At 58.4% G+C, this 21,075-nt stretch carries 22 protein-coding genes; 17 read left to right on the forward strand and 5 right to left on the reverse strand.

Annotated features, from left to right (window positions below; all coding sequences use genetic code 11):
• Positions 1-55: 55 nt before the first annotated feature.
• Positions 56-430: a hypothetical protein gene (locus EGN72_RS19665; RefSeq protein ID WP_370323150.1), complete on the forward strand. Its 375-nt coding sequence runs from the start codon at positions 56-58 to the stop codon at positions 428-430.
• A 125-nt stretch (positions 431-555) separates the two neighbouring features.
• Here EGN72_RS19665 and EGN72_RS03345 read toward each other — a convergent pair whose 3' ends face one another.
• Positions 556-1,221, reverse strand: coding sequence for a L,D-transpeptidase (locus tag EGN72_RS03345; RefSeq protein WP_127045231.1), 666 nt, complete (start codon positions 1,219-1,221; stop codon positions 556-558).
• A 267-nt stretch (positions 1,222-1,488) separates the two neighbouring features.
• On the opposite strand from EGN72_RS03345, the gene lnt reads away from it, so the two are divergent.
• The 8 genes from lnt to EGN72_RS03380 all read left to right on the forward strand — a co-directional run bounded on the left by lnt (position 1,489) and on the right by EGN72_RS03380 (position 7,662).
• On the forward strand, positions 1,489-3,060 hold the full coding sequence (gene lnt, locus EGN72_RS03350; RefSeq protein WP_255417412.1) for an apolipoprotein N-acyltransferase: 1,572 nt from the start codon (positions 1,489-1,491) through the stop codon (positions 3,058-3,060).
• Positions 3,057-3,230 carry a hypothetical protein gene (locus EGN72_RS19270; RefSeq protein WP_199743689.1) on the forward strand — a complete coding sequence of 58 codons (174 nt, stop codon included), beginning with the start codon at positions 3,057-3,059 and terminating at the stop codon, positions 3,228-3,230. The genes lnt and EGN72_RS19270 overlap by 4 nt, the downstream gene beginning before the upstream one ends.
• Before the next feature lie 191 nt (positions 3,231-3,421).
• Complete coding sequence (locus tag EGN72_RS03355; RefSeq protein ID WP_233587013.1) at positions 3,422-3,928, forward strand: SCO family protein; 507 nt, start codon at positions 3,422-3,424, stop codon at positions 3,926-3,928.
• Positions 3,929-3,931: 3 nt separating this feature from the next.
• Positions 3,932-4,405, forward strand: a complete 474-nt coding sequence (locus tag EGN72_RS03360; protein WP_127045234.1) for a copper chaperone PCu(A)C — start codon at positions 3,932-3,934, stop codon at positions 4,403-4,405.
• Positions 4,384-4,986, forward strand: coding sequence for an SCO family protein (locus EGN72_RS03365; protein WP_127045235.1), 603 nt, complete (start codon positions 4,384-4,386; stop codon positions 4,984-4,986). Before EGN72_RS03360 ends, EGN72_RS03365 begins: the two co-directional genes overlap by 22 nt.
• A 16-nt stretch (positions 4,987-5,002) precedes the next feature.
• Entirely contained in the window at positions 5,003-6,166 is a 1,164-nt protein-coding gene (locus tag EGN72_RS03370) for a M23 family metallopeptidase (RefSeq protein WP_158623133.1), read from the forward strand.
• Positions 6,163-6,639, forward strand: a complete 477-nt coding sequence (locus EGN72_RS03375; RefSeq protein ID WP_127045237.1) for a DUF411 domain-containing protein — start codon at positions 6,163-6,165, stop codon at positions 6,637-6,639. Before EGN72_RS03370 ends, EGN72_RS03375 begins: the two co-directional genes overlap by 4 nt.
• 459 nt (positions 6,640-7,098) lie before the next feature.
• Positions 7,099-7,662, forward strand: coding sequence for a L,D-transpeptidase (locus EGN72_RS03380; RefSeq protein WP_127045238.1), 564 nt, complete (start codon positions 7,099-7,101; stop codon positions 7,660-7,662).
• A gap of 103 nt (positions 7,663-7,765) precedes the next feature.
• Here EGN72_RS03380 and EGN72_RS03385 read toward each other — a convergent pair whose 3' ends face one another.
• Positions 7,766-8,494, reverse strand: coding sequence for a DsbA family protein (locus tag EGN72_RS03385; RefSeq protein ID WP_127045239.1), 729 nt, complete (start codon positions 8,492-8,494; stop codon positions 7,766-7,768).
• Between the two features lie 393 nt (positions 8,495-8,887).
• On the opposite strand from EGN72_RS03385, the gene EGN72_RS03390 reads away from it, so the two are divergent.
• A complete protein-coding gene (locus tag EGN72_RS03390) occupies positions 8,888-9,397 on the forward strand; it encodes a murein L,D-transpeptidase family protein (protein ID WP_127045240.1) in 510 nt (169 codons plus the stop codon).
• Positions 9,398-9,609: 212 nt separating this feature from the next.
• On the opposite strand, the gene EGN72_RS03395 is transcribed toward EGN72_RS03390, so the two are convergent.
• Positions 9,610-10,677 carry a hypothetical protein gene (locus tag EGN72_RS03395; RefSeq protein ID WP_127045241.1) on the reverse strand — a complete coding sequence of 356 codons (1,068 nt, stop codon included), beginning with the start codon at positions 10,675-10,677 and terminating at the stop codon, positions 9,610-9,612.
• Positions 10,678-10,905: 228 nt separating this feature from the next.
• Between EGN72_RS03395 and EGN72_RS03400 the strand changes: the two genes are divergently transcribed.
• The 7 genes from EGN72_RS03400 (at position 10,906) to EGN72_RS19275 (ending at position 19,269) form a co-directional block, all read left to right on the forward strand.
• Positions 10,906-11,790 (forward strand): recombinase family protein, encoded by an 885-nt coding sequence (locus tag EGN72_RS03400; RefSeq protein WP_127045242.1) that lies wholly within the window; start codon positions 10,906-10,908, stop codon positions 11,788-11,790.
• 443 nt (positions 11,791-12,233) lie between these two features.
• Positions 12,234-13,442, forward strand: a complete 1,209-nt coding sequence (gene repA, locus EGN72_RS03405) for a plasmid partitioning protein RepA (RefSeq protein WP_127045243.1) — start codon at positions 12,234-12,236, stop codon at positions 13,440-13,442.
• Positions 13,432-14,388, forward strand: a complete 957-nt coding sequence (repB, locus tag EGN72_RS03410; RefSeq protein WP_127045244.1) for a plasmid partitioning protein RepB — start codon at positions 13,432-13,434, stop codon at positions 14,386-14,388. Before repA ends, repB begins: the two co-directional genes overlap by 11 nt.
• Positions 14,389-14,618: 230 nt before the next feature.
• Positions 14,619-15,797 carry a helix-turn-helix domain-containing protein gene (locus tag EGN72_RS03415; RefSeq protein WP_233587014.1) on the forward strand — a complete coding sequence of 393 codons (1,179 nt, stop codon included), beginning with the start codon at positions 14,619-14,621 and terminating at the stop codon, positions 15,795-15,797.
• A gap of 150 nt (positions 15,798-15,947) precedes the next feature.
• The gene (locus EGN72_RS03420) at positions 15,948-18,140 is read left to right on the forward strand and encodes a ParB/RepB/Spo0J family partition protein (RefSeq protein WP_127045245.1); all 2,193 of its coding nucleotides are present in this window, start codon (positions 15,948-15,950) and stop codon (positions 18,138-18,140) included.
• Positions 18,141-18,239: 99 nt separating this feature from the next.
• Complete coding sequence (locus tag EGN72_RS03425) at positions 18,240-18,713, forward strand: hypothetical protein (RefSeq protein ID WP_127045246.1); 474 nt, start codon at positions 18,240-18,242, stop codon at positions 18,711-18,713.
• Between the two features lie 391 nt (positions 18,714-19,104).
• The gene (locus tag EGN72_RS19275; protein ID WP_167384016.1) at positions 19,105-19,269 is read left to right on the forward strand and encodes a hypothetical protein; all 165 of its coding nucleotides are present in this window, start codon (positions 19,105-19,107) and stop codon (positions 19,267-19,269) included.
• A gap of 146 nt (positions 19,270-19,415) precedes the next feature.
• On the opposite strand, the gene EGN72_RS03430 is transcribed toward EGN72_RS19275, so the two are convergent.
• Both EGN72_RS03430 and EGN72_RS03435 read right to left on the reverse strand, forming a co-directional pair.
• Positions 19,416-20,510 (reverse strand): Fic family protein, encoded by a 1,095-nt coding sequence (locus EGN72_RS03430; RefSeq protein ID WP_127045247.1) that lies wholly within the window; start codon positions 20,508-20,510, stop codon positions 19,416-19,418.
• Positions 20,511-20,629: 119 nt separating this feature from the next.
• A complete protein-coding gene (locus EGN72_RS03435) occupies positions 20,630-20,947 on the reverse strand; it encodes an H-NS family nucleoid-associated regulatory protein (protein WP_127045248.1) in 318 nt (105 codons plus the stop codon).
• Between the last annotated feature and the right edge of the window lie 128 nt (positions 20,948-21,075).

Below are 21,075 nucleotides of genomic sequence, written 5' to 3' on the forward strand. Positions count from 1 at the left end.
CGTAGAGCTATGGCCGGGTTCACGCTCGCGGCGACACAACAAGCAGGGATATTCGATGTCAAGGATTGAAAATTATGGGACAGAAGAACCGAGCGATACCTCAAGGCCGACTGCCACCACCACGACCGGCCTCGTGAGAAAAGGTCGGCCAGTCTTTGTTACTGTCGCTCTTCTGGCACTCGGGGCCTGCACCGTTCCAATCGATCAGGCCACCGACAAGTCCACGGGATTTCTCAAGGAACTGCCCGAAGGTGTCGCGCTGATTGCTGCACCTTATCAGAATCTTGAGGAAGTGATCCTGAAGCCTGAGGATGGTTGCTATTGGTACCGGCATGTCGGGCCTGTTGAAACGACAATGTTGCCGTTGCGAACGGTCGAAGGAAGGCCAATCTGCACACAGGTTTCCGCCAAACCCGCCGTTTCGAGCTGACAGCACCGCTGCCAAGGCTGCTCGCGGTCAGCGAGAACAGAAAACCGCGTGTCAGCGACGTGATTGTAGGTAGGTCGACCTTGCGCGTCCGGCGTTGAGTGAACCGAAGGCCCATGCGATTCCCATTAGCTGGTGGTCGCCACGTTCCCCTCTTCTGCGGGATAGAGATAAGCGGTAACGCCAGTCTCTACCTTGTCGAACAGATCATTGATATGTGGCATGACCATGCGCACGCAGCCTGAACTTGCTCGGCTTCCAATCGAACGTGGAAGCGGCGTCCCGTGGATCCGTAAATAAGTATCGCGGTCGCCGACGAAAAGATAAAGAGCCCGCGATCCCAGGGCGTTGGCCGGGCCGGGGTCCATGCCATCTGCGAACTTCGCATATATTTCGGGCTCGCGTTCGATCATGGCTGGCGTCGGGGTCCAGCTCGGCCACTTTGCCTTGCGCCGGATTGTATATGTTCCAGGCTCGTAAAGACCGTCCCGGCCAATCGCGACGCCGTAGCGCATCGCCGTGCCGTCGGCCTGAATGTGATAGAGATATCGCGCAATTGCGTCGACATGGATATCGCCTGGCACCAACCCGACGCGCGCTTCGACGCGGGTCGGAAGGAGCCGAGGATGCAATCCCCATGGGTTTGTCGTTGCGGCATCATAGCCTAATGGGGTGACCTCAGCATCCCAGGCCGCCCACTGGTCTTGCCGGTGCGATGAAGCAAAAGCCGGGGCGGAAATCGGTGCCGAAAACAATGTGGCTGTCGTTGCAATGAAGTGGCGTCGTGTGAACATGAGCTTGGCCCTCTTCTGAGTACTGCGGCGCAAAACCGTCGATTGCACCTTCTCCCTCAAACATTCCGTCAAGAAAAGCGCGCCTGATGTCCAGTCAAGTCTGTGTGACCGGACACCTGTTGTTATGGTCGAGCCGTTTCGCAGCCTGCATGGGCAAGGAAATCATGCGATGTTTCACATCGGCCTGACAATGCCGTGATGCATCAAAACACTTGTTGCACCTCTAGTTGCTAGAGCAGCTAGCCATCCTGATGAAAACTGGAGTCGGTGTCAAGGTTGGCCACATCGGAGGAACATAGGATTTCGAGCAGGACGAACCTGCGAGGCTTGGCGGGCCTGGCATCCTATGTCCTGGCTGGAGCCTGCATTGTCTTGGCCCTGCCGCCGTACTCGATCCTGCCACTTGCGCTGATCGCTTTCGCTGTGCTGGCCGTGTTGGTGCGTGGCGCATCCGGTTTCGCCGCGTTCAGGCTGGGATATTTCTTTGGCCTCGGTCAATTCCTGCCCGGGCTGTTCTGGATCACCGAAAGTTTTCAGGTTGAGGCGGACCGATTCGGTTGGCTGGCTCTGCCGGCGGTGTTTGGCCTTTCCGCGCTTCTCTCGGTCTTTCCTGCCATGGCCTGCGCTTTGACGGCACGGATGGAACGCGCCGGATTGCCGTTGGCGCTTTCGATGGCAACAAGCTGGACCGCCACGGAGTGGCTGCGAGGGCATGTACTCACCGGGTTTCCCTGGAACCTGGCTGCCTACACACTGTCTGATTGGCCGATCGCCGCGCAGGCTTCCTCTGTCGTTGGAAGCTATGGGCTGGGGTTTCTTCTCGTGCTCTGCGCCGCACTTGCCGGACTGGCCTTTGTCTCGGCCGACAAAGGGAAACGTATCGGCCGCCTCGCCAGCGCGGGCGCAATCGCCTTGTCGGTGACCGCATTTGGTGCAGTGCGTTTGCTGCTCGCCGATGTGCCGTCAGAGCGCGGCGCGCAAATCCGTGTCGTTCAACCGAACATCGCGCAAAGTGCAAAGTGGGATGATGCCGCACGAAACGCGAACATCTTGAAACTCATCGCACTTTCGGCCCGGCCCGGCGACTTCGACATCCTGCTCTGGCCAGAAACCGCTTGGCCAGGGTTCCTGGCAGAGGATGCGGGCGCAAGGGTGATGTTGGGCTGGCTTTTGCCCGAAACCGGCGTCTTGCTGACAGGCAGCCCGGAAAGGGAGGAAACCGGGGCCGAAACAGTCTACCGGAATGCCGTGCTTGCTATCTCTTCCGACGGTACCATTCTGACGCGCTATGCCAAACATCATCTCGTTCCGTTCGGTGAGTACATTCCGTGGCGCAACCTTTTGCCCCTCCAGCGTCTGGTTCAATCGCTCGGAGACTTCACGCCGGGGCCAGGGCCCCGGACACTGGCGTTCGGCCCGCACCCCTATGCGGGGATCGCTATCTGCTATGAGATCATTTTTCCCGGACATGTCGTCGATGATGCGATCAGACCGGACTGGATCTTCAACGCGACAAACGACGCCTGGTTCGGTGCTTCAATCGGGCCGTGGCAGCATTTGGCATCTGCCCGGATGCGGGCCATCGAAGAGGGCCTGCCTCTCGTCCGGGCCGCCAACACGGGAATCTCGGCGGTGGTTGATGCTTACGGGGCAACATTGGCAATGCTCGAAATCGACACTTCAGGCGTCATCGACATCCGCTTGCCCCGCCCATTGCCCGCAACCATCTACGCCCGCCTCGGAGACTGGGCGCTTCTCATTCTGATCCTCACTTCATGGGCCATTTGTGGCTACTGGGCCCTGCGGCAACAGACAAACCTGAAAGGTGCATCGACATGATCGGGCCGCTCTTCGCAATCATCGGGTTCATTTGGGGTTACCTCGTTGCGCGGCGGCGGGGCGGAAGGACCCTCGACCGCTTGCAGTATGGCGCAGCCTTCGCCATCGCCTTCGGGCTGTTCGGCACCCTCCTTGGAATCGCCCTCGCAAGGTATCTTGGGGCAGCCTGATCGGCGAAACCTTGCCGGTCCCGAGATCCTCACCCATTTGTTGGTTGAACCTCTAGTTGCTCGAGGTTCTAGACGGCACTCTGTTCTCATCGTCTGGACTGTTCATGCGCCTTCGTTCTTTTCAAATCGTCCTTTGGATCGCCGCTACGGCGGCGGTCATCGCTTTCGCGGCAGTCCGATGGGGGCCGGCATTGGACGACACCGCAGCAGCAGCGCCTGCCTTCCCGACTGCATTCGCGCTGGCCGACAGCGAAGGGCGCATGCGCACGACGGACGAATTCCGAGGAAAGTTCCTGTTGGTGTTCTTCGGCTTTACAAGCTGCCCGGATGTCTGTCCGACGACGCTCTCCGAAGTCGCGCAGGTCATGGATGATCTTGGATCTGACGCGGGATCGGTGCAGCCGATTTTTATTTCGATCGATCCCGAACGGGACAGGCGTCTGGGGCTGGCCGACTACACCAAGGCCTTTCATCCAGCGATCCTCGGTCTGGCAGGAAGCGAAGAAGAAACAGAGGCTGCGGCCGCAAGCTTCAAGATTTTCTACGAGCGGGAGGCCGACTCCTCATCGCCGGATGGTTACACAATGGCGCACAGTTCTGGCCTCTATCTGATCGGCCCGGATGGCGCGTGGCTACGTCAATTCACCTACGGCACCCCTGCGGCCGAAATCCTCTCCGACCTTCAATCGAGACTTTGACCCATGAAACACTTCCTTCTTGCCGCAGCATTGGGCCTATCTGCGCCTGCCGCGATGGCCTGCGAGACTGTCACCATCGGCGATCTGACCATTGAGCACGCCTGGTCCAAGGCGACACTCGGCGCGGCGCGTCCCGGCGTCTTCTATGTGGAGATCACGAACACCGGATCGACCGACGACGCGCTTGTTGGCATATCATCGCCAGCAGCCGGCATGCCAATGTTGCACGAGACCGTGGTACAAGATGGCATCGCATCGATGCCACATGCAATGTCGATCCCAGTGCCGGCCGGTCAGGGCGTGCAGCTTTCGCCTGGCGGATACCATGGCATGCTGATGGGACTGACTACAGCCCTCAAGGAGGGCGACAGCTTCCCGGTTACCCTGTCCTTCGAAAAGGCTGGTGAGGTTACCGTAAACGTCGACGTCCTGTCCTTGCGTGCGGAGGGTCCGGATTGCGCCGACGCAGGGCAATAATACTTGGTGCCGGAGGGGCAGTCGGAGCCGTCGCCTTCATGTTGGGCGTCGGGGCCTATCGCACGCGCAATCTGCCAACCGGCAGCGAACTTCTGCCCCTGCCAATCGGCGAGATGACCTGGACACTGACTGATCACCTTGGCCGATCAGTCAGACCGAAGGACTGGGCTGGTCGCCCGACCATAGTGTTCTTTGGCTTCACATGGTGCCCGGACGTCTGTCCGACCACATTGAGCGACATATCTCTCTGGCTCGAGGAACTGGGTGCTGACGCCGATCGCATGATTGTTGCGTTGATTTCGGTCGATCCGGAGCGTGACACGCCCGACGTCCTTGCGGATTACGTCAGCAACTTCGATCCACGCATCATGGGGTTGACGGGATCTGCTGACGAGGTCGCGCAGGCCGCCGCAGATTTTCGCGCAACCTATCGCCGCGTCGACAAGGACGCCGGTGATTACACGATGGACCATACCGCCGGTGTGTTCCTGTTCCACCCCGATGGGCGCTTCGCCAGCATCATCGACTTTCACGAGGACCGGCGCTTCGCCGTTCCCAAAATCCGCCGAACCCTCAGTTGAAAGGTCATTCTGCCAGATGATCCGCTCCGCATTTCTGATTCTTACTCTCGCGTCATTCGCCCCGCTCCAGGCAGCGGCCGATCCTACGACGGCACATTTGCCAGCGGCGTTCGAAGCCACAATCGCCCCCGGTGACACTTTGGACAGCGTCCTTGGTCATGCGGGAATCCCCGCGACGATCCGGGCAGAAGCCGCACTGTCACTTTCGGGAGTCTATGACCTGACCGACCTGCGACCTGGTCACCGGATCGAATGGACTGCGGCGTCCGGGGATCCAGGATCGCTGAAACGCCTGTCGCTCTTCGTGGAAGATGGTGTGGAGATCGCTCTCACCTTCGACGGGCCGATTGCGGCACGACGGCTTGACCCACCGATTCGTGAGACGGACCGGCGGGAGACCTTGACCCTCGACGGCACCCTTTACGACGCCTTGATGGCGCGAAATGCACCGGAACGCTTTGCGGTTGACCTGACGGCACTTCTTGCGGGCCAGGTCGATTTCAGGCGCGACCTCAAAGGTGGAGAGACCTTCGCGCTGGTCTGGCAGGAAGATCAGCTTCCCGATGGCAGCATCGCGGGAGAGCCGCGCCTGAATTACGCGCGGCTGGAGCTAACGGATCGCGTCCTCGAACTCGTTGCGACCGAAGCCGCAGGCCCGGTCATCGTCTTTGAAGATGGCGAAGCCGTGCAGCGTTCAGCGGCACCCATCCTTGGTGCACGACTGTCGTCCGTCTTCGGCCGCCGGAACCATCCCGTATTGGGTGGGGTTCGCATGCATACCGGGATCGACTATGCGGCGCCCGTGGGAACCGAAGTCTCAGCGACCGGCGCCGGGAGGGTGATCTTTGCGGGCACTATCCGAGGCTATGGCACCACGATCGACATTGATCACGGTGGCGGGGTCGTCACGCGATATGCACATCTGTCCGAAATTGCTGAAGACGTTCGCGTGGGGTCGCGGGTCAAGGCTGGAGATGAGATTGGCGCGGTGGGGTCGACAGGGCTCGTGAGCGGCCCCAACCTTCACTACGAAGTTCGTGTCGACGGCAGACCGGTCGACCCTAAGGACCAGGACGCCTTGCCGGAACAGGAGATTGCTTCGGCAGATGATCTCAATGCGCTCGCCACCTGGCGCAGCGAAACTGGCTTCATTTCAGGAACTGACGGAGAACGCGGATGAACAAATATTTGATCGGACGCCGCGAGGTGATCTTTGCAGCAGCAGCTTTTGCCGTAACCCCTGCCGCCGAAGCTCAGGCAGAGGAAGAACCGCCAATCCATGTCGTCAAGGGGCGTGGCTGCGAGTGCTGTGAAGCATGGGTCGACTATCTGCGGGAGCAAGGCTTCACGGTTACAGATGAGGTGTCGATGGGAACGTTGCTGATCCGCTTCAAGATGGACCTGGGCATTCCAGCAAAGGCATTTTCCTGCCACACCGGGACCGTTGACGGCTATGCTCTCGAAGGCCATGTCCCGGCTGCGGACATCCGAAGGCTGCTCGACGAGCGTCCTGATGCAGTTGGCCTTGCCATGCCCGGTATGCCTTACGGCTCCCCCGGCATGGGATCAGAAGACAGTCGGGACGCCTATGACGTCCTGCTGGTCAGCCGGGATGGCAGCCTGAAAGTTTATACAAGCTATCCGGCAGCGTGACATGAACGACCACCGGGTCGGCACAACCTGTGTGCCTTTTGTTGTCTACAAAGCAAATGGCTTCCATTCACGTTCTTTTGACTAACCGGAGTTTTAGCATCGGGGGCATATGATCGTCGCATGCGAATGATGTTGATCCTCTTTTGGCTGTTCACGGTTTGCGCTAGTTTTCCTAGCGCTGCATTCGAACACAAGTCGAGAGATGAAGGCTGGAGTAATGGTTACTTAGAGCTTGGATGTATTAGCGCTGGGTGCGCAGAAACAAGCAGTCATGGTGCATGCCACTGGATCACCGAACCATCTGCGGTGGTGTATTATATTATACGGAAAAGCAATGGTTCCGCCTTTGCGCTGGCGCCAGAACGAAAGCCCAGCCTAACCTATTCACCAAAATTACCTCCGCCGCGAAGCTGGTCCTGACGGATACAGCACCTTTCCCAGTCGGTTCCCGGAGGCCATATGTTCACCAGACGATCTGCCATCGGCTGCACCACAGCAGCTTTTTTGACGACACCAAGCATCTTGCGCGCGCACACTGAAGACCCGTTCGTTCTGCCCGAGCAGTTCCAGCCGAAAGAAGTCCGAGTGCGCGAACAATATGCGGCGGGAATGATCCTTGTGATACCTCACCAGTTCTACCTCTACCACATTTTCGAGACCGAAAGAGCGATCCGCTATGGTGTCGGAGTCGGGCGGGCAGGTCTGGAGTTCAAGGGAACCGCTATCATCGAGCGTAAGGCGAAGTGGCCGTCATGGCGTCCGACAAATGACATGATACGTCGAGACCCGGACCGCTACGCGAAGTTTGCGGATGGCGTTCCTGGCGGACCGAACAATCCCCTCGGCGCGAGGGCACTGTATTTGTATCAAGATGGGGTGGATACCTACTATCGGATCCACGGCACCACCGAGCCATCTTCAATCGGAAAATCAGTGTCAAACGGCTGTATCAGAATGCTGAATGATCACGTTATTCAACTTTACGAGCAGGTCCCGAAGGGAACTCCGGTTCTTGTTCTGTGATTTCGTATGCGCCGGGCATCTTTAGGAGTGCCCGGCACTTCTGGTCTGCTGCTTGTCAGGTTGCTAGAACTAAGGGGGGCGACCTCACTTTACCGCCGCCCGTTCACTCCCTGGACCGCGCAGCCGCGACGGCTTCAGTCAATTGATCTCGCTCAACAAAACCGGGAATGAGCTGATCGCCAATTACAAAAGCCGGTGTTCCGTTGAAGCCGAGCGCCTCGGCCAGCCTCATCGATGTCGCAATGTGTTCCTCGACCTCGGGGGACTTCATGTCGACCTGCAGCTTTTCGACATCCAAGCCAGTTTCCCCAGCGATGCGAAGGATTGTTTCGGCTTCAAGCTTGCCCCGCATGGTCATAAGCGCTTCATGAAACTCGGCATATTTTCCCTGCACTCGCGATGCCAAGGCGGCTCGGGCGGCAAAAGCTGACCCTTCGCTAAGGATCGGCCACTCACGAAGGACAAGACGAACGCTCTTGTCCGCTTCCATAAGGGCATCAATCTCCGGCGCAGCTTTCTTGCAGTACGGGCAGTTGTAGTCGAAAAACTCGACCACAGTGACATCGCCTTCGGGGTTCCCTAGAACCGGCGCGTTTGAATCCCGCTCCAGGATGCTGCGTTCTGCTGACAGCGCGCTTAGGGCTGCTTTGGCTTCGGCTTCGGCCTGGCGTTGCTCAAGGGCCTGCAAGGCCTCCAAGACAAGCTCTGGGTTTTCTCTGAGAGCCTCAGCAACCAGTTCTTTTACCCTGGCTTCGGATAGCTCTTGGGCGCCAACTTGGCTGCCCATGAGGAAGCCGGAAATCAGGACAACGGACGTGACTGCTCGAAGCATGGATATTCCTAATGTAAGACTGCGTATTCGATTGGCACGATGCAACCTCTAGCTACTAGAGATGCAAGGGATATTTGTTCAGCCAGGCCACAAAACCAGGCACCTCGTGCCTTCTCAGTCCGCTGCGGACCCCATTTGAACGCGATGCATGGTATGCACACCTCGGATTGGACACCGCACAAGCGGAAACCGCTTCAACACCGAGGAGCGGGGCGCATCTGCTGGACTAATCACAAACGACACTTTGGTCCATTGTATTGCCAGTTGTGTCTCGGTGACGTCGATCATAGGGTATTGCTGACCTCGATGTTTGTCAGGCCGCGCTCTGGCCTTGTCGAATAGTACGGCCTCGAGCGCTCGGGTGCGATCACTGCGAACTGGACACTAAAGCACATGGTATCTATCGAAACACGACGCGTTTTCTTGCTGGGCACTGTCGCAGTTCTGCTGTCCGCATGCGCAGGAAAGTTTCGAACTTACGACGGGCCACCGGTCACGCGATTGCGGATTTACAAGTCCCAGCGGCTGCTTTTTCTCGATGGCGAAACGGGTCCATTGAAGACATATCCGATTGGTCTTGGATTTGCACCGGAAGGGCACAAGCAGTTCGAAGGCGATGGAAAGACGCCCGAAGGACGCTACCTCATCAATAGGCGTAACCCGGATAGTCTCTACCATTTGTCCATAGGCATTTCCTATCCAAATGATGCAGACGCTTCCTTTGCAGCCGAACAGGGTCGCTCTCCCGGTGGAGATATTTTCATCCACGGCGGTCCCCGACGTGGAATAGAACCTCTCAATGTCCGAGACTGGACTGCGGGCTGTATCGCCGTCAGCGATCGGCAAATCGAAGAGATATACGCGATGGTTCGAGATGGCACGCCTATCGAGATTTTCCCATAGAAGGTTCGTCGGCGCTTTCCATGTGGCCCCTCGATTTTTGCGCCCAGGTAGCGTGCGTATATTCTCTGAATGCGAGCACACAGCGTGCAGGATTAGCTTTGCTTCTATTATTTGAGTTCCTAAGCCAATCAGGCGTAAGGCTAGCCTAGTGCTGTGGCTCAAAGTGTGGATGCCAAATGGTTGACACTTACCTCTCAGGGTCCTTCAGCATCCTAAACATTCAGGCGCCACATTCGATATCGCCCCTGTCCTGTCACCTCCCGGATCAGACCCCGCGCTCCCATCCAGACAAGGTTACGCTGTACAGCCGCGCGGCTAGCGCGGGTGAGGGCTTCGGCCATGGGCGCCGACACAAGTGGCCATTCGGTCAGCACAGCGCGCAGTGCAGGCGCCGTCTTGCCCGAGAGTTGGGTCATCTCTACCTCCGCCCGCGCAGCCCATGCCTCAACGTCGTCGAGGTACCGCATCGCAGTCAGGCAGGCCGCTTCCATTCCGTCAAGCCAGCGCATCAGACCGTCGGCGGGTCGGCCACCAGCACGAAGGCCCCCTGCCCCACCCATGGCCAGCGGCGCAAAGATCGCCCCTTTCCCATCACTGGCCGCGATCCGCGCGGCCGTAACTGCAGCCTCCATGCGATCACCATATTGCCCAAGACCGGCGAGGTTCCAAAGATTAAAGCCCATACAGGCGCGGGTGATTGGGTGCAGGTCCGTGGCTTGCTCCATGAGATCGAGCCAACCTCCTGCGCGATCCGCGAACGGCTCGGCCTGATGCTCCATGTTTTCGGGGTCTCGGCGACCCAAGAAGGCTGACAGGTCTAGGTCTGGCCCTGGTCCACCCGTCAGCCGCCGCACCGCCCAGCCGACACGCGACAGCGCGGCTGTGTCGTCCTGCGCACCGGAAAGACGCATGGAGATCCACAGCGCAACCCTATCCCGCGCAACCCGGTCGCCGACGAACCAACTCAGATCGGCCGCCTCGATCAGGGCCAGCCTGTGGCGCCAACCCTCCGGCCCGCGCAGCAACCGGTCATCAAGCGCGCCGAGCCGACCTGCAACACGGGCGAGGCGCGCGGAGTGGCCCGCCTCGGTCTTTCGCCAGTCGTCGAGGATCGCAGTCTCGCAGCGTTCTGCACGTGGCCGGGGCGGCAGATCGTCGGTCTCCTCTTCGATCGGACCAGGCAGGAACCACAGATTGTCTTCGGTTCTCTCCTCGGCCTCATCCGCATCGATGCGAGGGTCGCCAAAATCATCAGTTATGGCAGATGCTTGAGGCTTCATATGTGCAAAATACGTCCATTTTGCATTTTACCCAAGGGTTTTCTTGGGGTGCGGCTGCACTGTATATATAGCACGCGCACGCGACTGCCTGATAGAATCTCGCATCGCGCTCAGCCTCAGTAAACCAAGAACATTTCGCTGAGTTGGACCTTACAGAGTGCCGTTGCATCCGTTTACAATCGGTCGTTTACTCCTGACATCCGCAATTGCAAAAAGGTCCCCTGCCCCGTGCCACTCATCGGATATGCGCGTATTTCCACCGAAGACCAAACCGCCCTGCCCCAGGTACAGGAGTTGCGCTCGGCGGGCTGTATGGAAATCGTGGAGGAGCAAGCATCTGGCGGCAGTCGCTCCCGGCCAATTCTGGCGCGTGTGTTGGATCAGCTGCGCGTTGGCGATACGCTTGTGGTGGTTCGGATCGACCGCCTTGCCCGCTCGCTTTCTCACCTCTTGGAAATCATCGAGCGGCTGGAGGCAAAAGGTGCGCACTTCCGCTCGTTGCAGGATCCGATCGACACGGCGTCGCCGCAGGGCAAGTTTACACTCCAGGTCCTGGGCGCAGCCGCCGAGTTTGAACGGGCACTGATACGCGAGCGCACCAAGGCCGGGCTTCGATCTGCGAAGGCGGCAGGGCGGGTTGGCGGCAACCCAGGGCTTAAGACGGGCGATCCCGTGGCAATCCGCAAGGCAAGAGCCGCGCGAGTGGAAAGCCATTTCCAGAAGCTTAATGCCAGTGCTGAACAGTGGGTGCCGGAAGTGCGCCGTCTGAGACCGGGCCTGCCTTGGGAAGACGTGCTACGCATCGTCAATTCAGGTCTGCCGAGCGAGGCGCAGCCTTGGTCCCTGCCCCGCCTGATCCGTGCTGCCAAAACCTTCGTCCGCGAAGGCCTGCTGCCGGACACCATCCTTTCCCGCGCCTCCGCGTCCGACAAGGATGATCGCTTGCCCGCCATCGTCGCGGGCATCAAAGGCGCAGATCCCAAGATGACTCTTCAAGCCATCTGCGACCGGCTAGAGACCATGCGCGAACGGACACCTAGGGGCCGCAGCAAGTGGGAGCCGTCATCGGTCAAGATGATCTTGGAGCGGGCGAAGAAGTTGGGACTGTTGTAGTAGGTAACGCTTTTCGGTGCCCATGAGGCAAAAAGGCATTCTACCGACGGGCTCAGACGGAGAATCGCTTGCGATGCTCACGCGAACACGATTGCCGTGGTCAGGTCTTCTACAGCGTTACTGAGCCCGATCAGAGATTTTCCAAGCATCACGCGTGGGTTCAAGGGCGTCGGGTCCTGTGGATAAGTCTCGCGACATTTTCTGCAATCTTTACAATATCCTACACCCAGCTTTTAACAGGTCACTTTAGCCTTTTCGCATCATATGGTGCCATGAACGGCAGAAAGCACAAGATAGCTGCACAAGATTTGCCTTGAGTTTCTTCCCGACGGGCGTCATATCTGTAACGCGAAAACTAAGAAAACGACGTCCACTGCGTTCCTGCTGGCACCGATCGACTGAAGATCACGGGTAACGCTTAAGAGATGTCTCGAGACAGGCGAATGATGATGCACCAAGTGTTGCATGACAAGCTAAAGGCAGACGCAGAGCGGCTTTCTGAAGCCCTTGAACATATGTCGAAGCTTTTTCTGGCACCGAAGGAAGAAAAGACACTCCGCGCCTTCACAAGCGCAGAGGTCGGAGAGTTGTTGCGGGTGAGCGACGGCTATCTGCGCAAGGCGCATTTCGACGGCAGAATCCCAGAAGTCGAACAGGGACCGGGTAACAAGCGTCTTTATTCCGCCGAGAACATCCTCCAGATCCGCAACATTCTGGCTCAGAATGCAAAGGATCCGTTTCAGTTCCTTCCCGGTCGGCGACAAGGTGACAAGCTTCAAATCTGGTCAACCGTCAACTTCAAGGGCGGATCCAGCAAAACTACGACCACTGTGACTCTCGGGATGCGGCTCGCCCTGCGTGGATACCGTGTGTGTTTGGTGGATGCAGACCCTCAGGCCTCACTGACGACCTTCTTTGGATACCAGCCAGAGATCGACTTCCGCCACGGCGGCACGCTGTATGATGCAATTCGCTACAACGATGGCGAAACGTCCCGGGTGCCAATCGTGGACGTTTTGCGCAAGACCTACTTCCCGAACCTGGATCTAGTGCCCGGTGGGATCATGCTCTCGGAATTCGAAACCGAAACTCCAACCGCGCTGAGCCGTGGCGAACAACCCGTCTTCTTCAATCGGATCCGCGACTCGCTACGACAGGTTGAAGACGATTATGACATCGTTTTAATCGACTGCCCGCCTCAGCTTGGCTATCTGACGATGGCGGCGGTCTGTGCATCGACGTCGCTTCTCATGACCATCATCCCTGAGCGTGTCGACTTGGCCTCGGCCAGCCAGTTCCTGACGATGGCGTCGGGCGTGTTGGAAGTCCTGTACTCGAACGGTGGCATCGGCGCGTATGACAATTTCGCCTACCTCCTGACGCGCTTCGATACCGCTATCAGCACGCAGCAGGACTTGTCTGAATGGCTCAGGCAATTGCTAGGCGAGAGCGTGATCAAGACGCCCTTCGTGAAGTCTTCGGCGGTTAGCGAGGCCGGCCTTTCGCAGAAGACAATCTTCGAAGTGGACCTCGCTACGACCAAGAACCGAAAGACTTATGAGCGAGCCCTAGAGTCGGTGATGAGCTTTTCAAATGACATTGAGAAGATGATCCAGTCAGCATGGGGTCGAGGGGGCACAAATGAAGCGTGATCTTCTTGCCAAGAGCCTAGCACAAATGGGCTCAAAGCCTTTGATTGCTGCCGAGGCCGGGTCGAAGGTGGACGAAAGCTCGCCTCGTTCCCTGAAGAGCATGTCAGACGTCCTTTCTCAGGTCTCGGCACAGGCGGCCCAGGACGTGGATGTCAATGAGATCGGCGATTCTGAAATCGCGGATCGTTTTGACGTATCAGAAGGGCTTGATGATCTGATCGAGTCCATCAGGACATCAGGACAACAGCTCCCTGCCCTGCTCCGCTATCGCCGCGGCCCTGGCCCTCGCTATGAGGTGGTTTACGGACGCCGCAGAATTGCCGCGTGCCGCGTGCTTGGGATCAAGGTCAAGGCTTATGTCAAGGAAATGGACCATCGTGAGGCGCTTGTATCACAGGCCCTGGAAAACTCTGCGCGCCTAGAGCGCAGCTTCATCGAACAAGCCATTTTCGCCACCAAGCTGGAAGACCAGGGCTTCACCCGGGCCGAGATCGGCGATGTGCTAGCTGTCGACAAGGGAACGCTAAGCAAGCTGATTGGCGTTGCCCGCGACGTGCCCGACGCAGTTATCTACAAAATTGGCGCCGCGCATGAAGCAGGCCGTCGCCCATGGCTGGAACTGCGTCGTCTGGTCAAAACCGAAAACGCCCCTTCTGACAGTTCTGTCCTCTTGCTTATTCCTGAAGAAGGCACTGCGGCAGAGAAACTCAGCGCTGTCATCGATGCACTGCAGAAGGTTGCGGATGCACAGCAGAACGCAGCGGAGTCTGCCGCCAAGGGCCCCTCCCCTGCCCCGCTCAACAAGATGCCCGCAACTTCGGTGGCTTTCAGGTCCAAAGGCCAACGTCTTTTGATCGAGGTTTCCGACAAAAAGGAGCGCGGGTTCATCAACTTCGTGGAGACGCAGCTTGAGCGCCTCTACAAGGAGTGGAAAGAAAAATCATGACGCCGAAACGGTTAAGTGATTGATCTTTATAGGGTTGGCCATGGTCAACCCTAATCAAACAGGCAAGAAGCAATCAAAAAGGAGGCAGACGTAGCGCAAAAAGAAACCCCCCGAAGGCGGTGAAGCACTCCAGAGGGTCCCGATTTACTCGCAATCTATTGGTACCCAAAAATTCGAATCACTGCAACACCGATTTCGGTGACAGGTATCCTTTTGCCGTCTGAAAACAGATGGAACAAGAAGCAGTCACGACCATCGAGGTCGAGGCACAGTTGAGTTGTGCGCCTTCAATCTTCGATTCTTTCGCCGGTATTGGCACGATCGAACACCAGCCACACTTCGTACCTGTAACGCGGCGCGCGCTTATGGCTGCGGTCAACACCACAAGTCGCACACTGGGCTTGCGGCCGCCTACAGTCGTTGTGCTTGACGCACTCTTGAGCTGCCTTCCCTGCAACGATCCGAAAACAGGGAATGATAGCCCAATCACGCCACTCACCCTGCTGACCGTGTTCGCTTGCAACGACACTTTATGTTTCCGCGCGAAAGGCATAACGGACAGGCAACTTCGGCGACACCTTGAGAAACTTGAAGCCGCTAATCTAATCCAACGGCGTGACAGCGCCAACGGCAAACGATTCCCAATTATGCGCAACGGTAAAGTCATCGGTGCGTTCGGCATCGACTTGTCGCCCCTGCTCGCACGGTCTGGCGAAATCCTTACACTGTCTCAGAAACATCGTCAGGAAGCCGACGAACTTCGAGGCATGAAAGCCTACATCCAAAAACTGCGCGGTGAATGTCTCTCCCTTTGCCTGCAAGGCGAGGCCTTAGAGTTCGTCGAAGCTGCCCGCAACTTTATGCGTCGAACCGGAGTAACTGTACTTCAGGCAAGCAGCGTCATCAGCAGACTTAAATGCATCCTGCAAAGTAAGGTAGTCGCTCCAAGCGTACCGCATTTTGAAGAGTTGGCCACGGCCAACGATCCGGAACACGAACAACGCCAAGAACAAGCACCGTCTTCTAACTCGAACAAAACGACCGCCACAGACGGACAAAATGTCCGGCACAAAGAGACTCAAAAATCATATACAAAAAAAACCTTACCGCGCTCGATGACAGAGCTGTGGGCTTGCTTGACCGAAATCCCGGCCTTTTATCCTGACCACCCCACCACAGAACACGGCCTCCTACAGCTGCTATTTGAATTTGGTAAGATGCTGAGAATAGACAGCGCTCTGCTGGGTAGGGCGGTGTCTTTGCTTGGCCTGGCAGAGGCGATTCAAGTGGCAGATCAAATGGCGTGCAAGATCGACCAAGTCAAAAACCCTGATAGCTACCTTTCGAGGATCCTAGCCGGTTGCACCAAGACAAGAGTTGGCCATGGCCAACTTTGCGTTGGTACATAGATTACTAACCTAAAACGCGCCGCCCTGCCGGTCTGGCGCGCTGTCGTTGCCACCTATGTCCAGTAGGAAAGTGAGAGAATGGTTGGTTTGAGGGTGGCGGGAAGTGAGATCGGGAGAGTGGCTCCCGGCGCCCGTCGTGGAGAAGACCTGATGGCCCAAGCTGCCCAGAAGATCACCCTGTCGTCCTCACGGGACATCCCCTTTGACAAGCTGGTGCTGAGCCAGTCCAACGTCCGGCGCATCAAGGCCGGTGTGTCGGTCGAGGAGTTGGCTGAGGACATCGCTCGCCGTGGTTTGTTGCAAGGCCTGAGCGTGCGGCCTGTGTTGGATGCTGATGGCATCGAGACCGGCAAGTTTGAGATCCCTGCTGGCGGTCGACGCTTTCAGGCGCTGTCGTTGCTGGTGAAGCAGAAGCGGTTGGCGAAGACGGCGCCTGTGCCTTGTGTGTTGCGTGATGTGACATCAGATATTCTGGCCGAGGACGACTCGTTGGCTGAGAACATGCAGCGCGTTGCCTTGCACCCGCTCGATCAGTTCCGCGCTTTTGTTGCTTTGAAGGAGAAGGGGCAGGGTGAGGAGGCTATCGCGGCGGCCTTCTTCGTGACGCCGCAGATCGTGAAACAGCGGTTGAAACTTGCCTCCGTGGCCCCTGCCCTACTCGAGGTCTATGCCGAGGATAGCATGACGCTGGAACAGCTCATGGCCTTCACGGTGAACCCCGATCACGCGCGTCAGGTGCAGGTCTGGGAAGCGCTGAAGAACTCCTGGAACAAGGAGCCCTTTTCCATCCGTCGCATGTTGACCGAAACCTCTGTGCGGGCCTCGGATCGGCGCGCGGTGTTTGTCGGTGTTGATGTTTATGAAGCGTCTGGTGGGGTTGTCTTGCGCGACCTCTTCCAAGGCGATGATGGCGGTTGGTTGGAGGACCCTGCCCTGCTTGACCGTTTGGTCGCGGACAAGCTGCAAGCCGAGGCGCAGTCAGTTGCTGCTGAGGGTTGGAAGTGGATCGAGGTGTCCACTGACCTACCCTACGGCTACAGCCACGGTCTGCGGCGTCTGGTTGGCGATCCCTCACCGCTGAGCGCGGATGAAGCTGCAGAGCACTCCAAGCTGCTCGCGGAGTATCGCACGCTTGAAGAGGAATATTCTGGTCAGGACGAATACCCCGAAGAGATCGATGCGCGGCTTGGTGAATTGGAAGTTGCCATGGAGGCCTTTGAGCAGCGTCCGCTGATTTTCGAAGCGGCCGAGGTTGGTCGCGCCGGGGTCTTCGTAACGATGGATCGGGATGGCAACCTAGCTGTCTATCGCGGCTATGTCCGGCCGGAGGATGAACCTCGCGAAGAGACCGTGGCCAACTTCGGCAATGAACCGTGCGCGGAAGGGCAGGGGGCTGATGGCAGTGTCTCTGCCGATCAGCTGTCCGCTGGTCTGTCTGCGGTCACCGTCATCACTTCCGGGGGCCAACCGCTCAGTGTCGGTCTTCCCGACGATGAGGATGATGGCACGTTGAAGCCCTTGCCAGAGCGCCTGGTGATGGAGTTGACCGCGCATCGCACACTTGCGTTGCGTGAGGCGATTGGGCGTTCGCCCAACGTCGCTTTGACGCTTCTGCTGATGAAGCTCGTCAATGGCACCTTCCGCAGTTCCGGCGCTTCGGGCAGTTGCTTGGAGGCTTCTGTGCGCACCGTCTATATGTCGGCTCAGGGGCCTGATTTGAAGGACAGCCCGGTGGCAAAAGCCGTCGACGATCGTCATGCTGCCTGGGAGGCCGATCTGCCGCTTGGCGACGATGCTGTGCTCTGGGATTATCTCTCGGCCCTCGATCAGGCCAGCCGTCTGGCTCTGCTGGCGCATTGCCTGAGCTTCGGGATCAACGCGCTGCATGAGAAGGTGAACCCTTACGGTGCGGGCATCTCGGCCGGCGGGTTGACCCGCCGCATGGCGCAGTCCGAGATCGTGGCAAAGGCTGTCGATCTCGACATGGTCACGGCAGGCTGGGAGCCGACGACGGACAACTATCTGAACCGGGTGCCCAAGGCGCGTATCCTTGAGGCCGTGCGTGAGGCGAAGGGGGAGGGCATCGCCCAGCTGCTCGACCATCTGAAGAAAGGTGAGATGGCCACGGAAGCGGAGCGCTTGCTCAAGGGCAGCGGTTGGTTGCCGGAGGTTCTGCGGCGCAGTGATCTTGACGCTCTGGAGGGTGATGTCGCTGCAGAAGGGCAGGGGGCTTTGAGCGAAGAAGCCTTGGGCGCTGCAGACATTGACGTCGAGATTGACTTGCCCGCCTTCCTGACGGCCGATTTGCCCGTGGCAAGCACCGCGATGATGGCAGCGGAGTGATCTGAGCCTCTGAGGGCGGGGAAACCCGCCCTCATTCACCACAAATATCAACAATATCAATATGATGAGTGCGAATTCTCGCATTCATGATGAGGAATCATGTCCGCAACCACGATAATCAACCAAGCGCCGTTGGGCGCGCTCATTCGCTACACTGATGGCAGTCCCAAACCGCCCGCGCGCTTCACCAAAAAGCTGGCGGCGTGGGAAAGGTCCAACGGTTTTGGCCGTCTGGTAAAGAAGGAACCGCCGCGGCCTTATCCGACCTGGACGGCCCCGGCGTCCTTCACCCTGCATGAGGGCAACTTCTCCTCAGAGGGGGTCATCCTTGTCACCATCATGCGCAGCCATTCGGCTGACAGTCGGCTGGTCTTCGAGGTGGCTGAGGAACCCAAAGCTGGACAAGTGCGTGTTCTTCTGGACTTCGGTGGCAACACCGAGCTGCTGCATCTGGCGGAATCCATTACCGCGGCCGAGCTCTGGATCGCGAGGGAGGGCTATCGCAATGCGAGGATCGAGACCGTCGGTTCCGAAGATGGCGATAGGGCAGGGGAGGCGGATATTGCCGCCTGAGCCTTCTCATAGACCAAGGGGGCCCGCCGCACGCGGGCCTCTCATCCAGCACCAACTTGTCCCGCGCATCTGCGCGGGGCACCAAAGGCTCCATCCCCAGTAAGGCCTCGGCCAACCAAAAGCATGTCTGCAAGGCTGGCGGGGTGAGTATCAGCGGGACAATTCGGCTCCTTGTGTCAAAGTACCATCCCCCGCTTGCCAGTCCCTTCCTTGGCCCAAATCCAGTCTTCGAGATCAAGCCACAAGGGCTCGGACTACGGGGCAAGCCCGTGCCGCCAGCCGGATTCGGGGCAAGCCCGAACGCACCCGGTGATGTCAGCCCGTCTTTGGTCCTGCGGGTTCCTGTCAGCGCGGGGGATGGTCCCTCGCCTCCCAGCAGGAGCCAAAACAAATGTCCCGCAAAGATGCACACGCCTTCGCCGCCAGCCTCGCAGCCACGCTCATGGTCTCCATCGTCGTCTTCCAGGCAGGGGATGGAACCTTCGGTGCCGTCCCCGCCGATGAAATCGACGGCGACGAGGTTCAGGTGATCGCTGAGGTCGACCCGTGGGCATGATGCCCACGGTTTCTCCCGAGGTTCGGCATCGGGGCAGGGTCCCCGATCCGGACCGTTCGGCTTTCAGACGTCTCGGTGGCCCGGAAATCTGAGCCGACGCGGAGGTCGGCACGTCCGCCTAAGGAGCCGAACGCCCGGTGTCGGGCTTACGGTCCGCCCGATACGTCGAGGAAGAGTTTCACCAGGGCGACGTTGATGAAGTAGTTGTGCTTTCCAGAGCGGTGCTTTTCGACAAAGCCGTGCTCGGCCAAGGTGTCGAGATACTTCGCGGCCGTCTGCCGACTGACTTCCAGATCGTTCTGCAGATATTCGATCCGGGTGTAGGGGTGGCGAAACAGGTTGTTCAGAAGTTCCTGACTATATAACTTCGGCAAGTCATCCCGTAGCCGATGCTTCACGTCCGCCATTTGCTGTCGGATGCCGGTGACGATCTCGACCGTGGTGGCAGAAGTCTCTGCAACGGCCTCCAGCATGTAGATGACCCAGGATTCCCAATCGCCCGTGTCGCGCACCGCCTGAAGGTGCCTGTAGTAGTCTGCTTTGTTACGGGTGATAAACCGTGACAGGTAGAGTACTGGGATGTCGAGCAACCCCGTTCTGGTCAGATAAAGTACGTTCAGGATGCGTCCGATCCGTCCGTTCCCATCCGGAAACGGGTGGATGCTTTCGAACTGATGATGGATCAAAGCCATCTTGATGAGCGGATCGAGATCGCTGAGTTCATCGTCGTTGATGAACCGTTCGAGCGCCGTCATGTGGCGGACAATTTCATGCGCATCCTGGGGGGGAACGAAGACGATCTCCCCTGTTTGCTCGTTCTTGAGGGCAGTACCCGGTGTCACTCGAAATCCATCGCTGCGGCCCTTCAGCAAGCGGAACATGTCGATGAGCGCCGAATTTGGGATGAGGCCGCCGGTTTCGCCCAAGCGTGCGTATCCAAGACGCAAGGCGTCGCGATAAAGAGCCACTTCTTTGGCCGCCGGGGACTGCGGATCGTCAGGGAAAACATCCGCCTGAAACAGTTCATCCTGCGTTGTGACGATGTTTTCTACTTCCGACGAAGCTTTGGCTTCCTGAAGAGCCAGCGTGTCGATCAGGATGCCTTGGTTCGGAATGGTCTTGGCCTGACCCTTCAGATCCGCAAGCGCGCGGCTGGCGCGAGCGAGCGCCTTCAGGACCGGAACGGTTTCGATCTCGGCCGGGGGTGGCAGGGCGGGAATGGCATAGGTCGGCTTTAACATGTGCTCCGCGTCGTGTTAAGAAATCGTCGTTTTTCTAACATGATCGAACAGTCGTGTCAGCAAAAACCGGTTTCCTTAACTTGGGCTATGCTTCGCCCGGGCGGGGTCACCCAACTCCGTCAGACCGCCAGAGCGCTCGGGTCCTTGCCGGCGTTGATGTGGTCTGCGAACCACTGCGGTTTCCGGCCCCGGCCCGACCAGGTGAGGGCCGCGTTCTCAGGGTGCCTATACTTCGCGAGGGCCGGCGCACGGGTGGCTTTCACCTCAATACCGATCAGTTCGGCGAGGGAGTAGCCCATCTCCTTGGCGATGGCTTCCAGCTTGGTGCGGGCTTCGGCCTTATGACGGTCCTCATAGGTGGAAATCGCCTTGGCGAGGTCCTTCTGCAATTGCCGCAGTGCCTTGAGCGACATCGCCTCGAGATTGAAATCAGCCATTGGGCCCTCGTGTCCTGAATGATGCGTCCGGGATAGCCGTCAGGCTGCAACATCGCAACTCCCACGGAGGACGCCGCGATAGGGCAGGGGGATGAGGTTGGCTTGAGCTGCCGGGTCGGCGGTTTCAC

Source organism: Pseudorhodobacter sp. E13 (assembly GCF_003991405.1).
GTDB lineage: Bacteria > Pseudomonadota > Alphaproteobacteria > Rhodobacterales > Rhodobacteraceae > Pseudorhodobacter.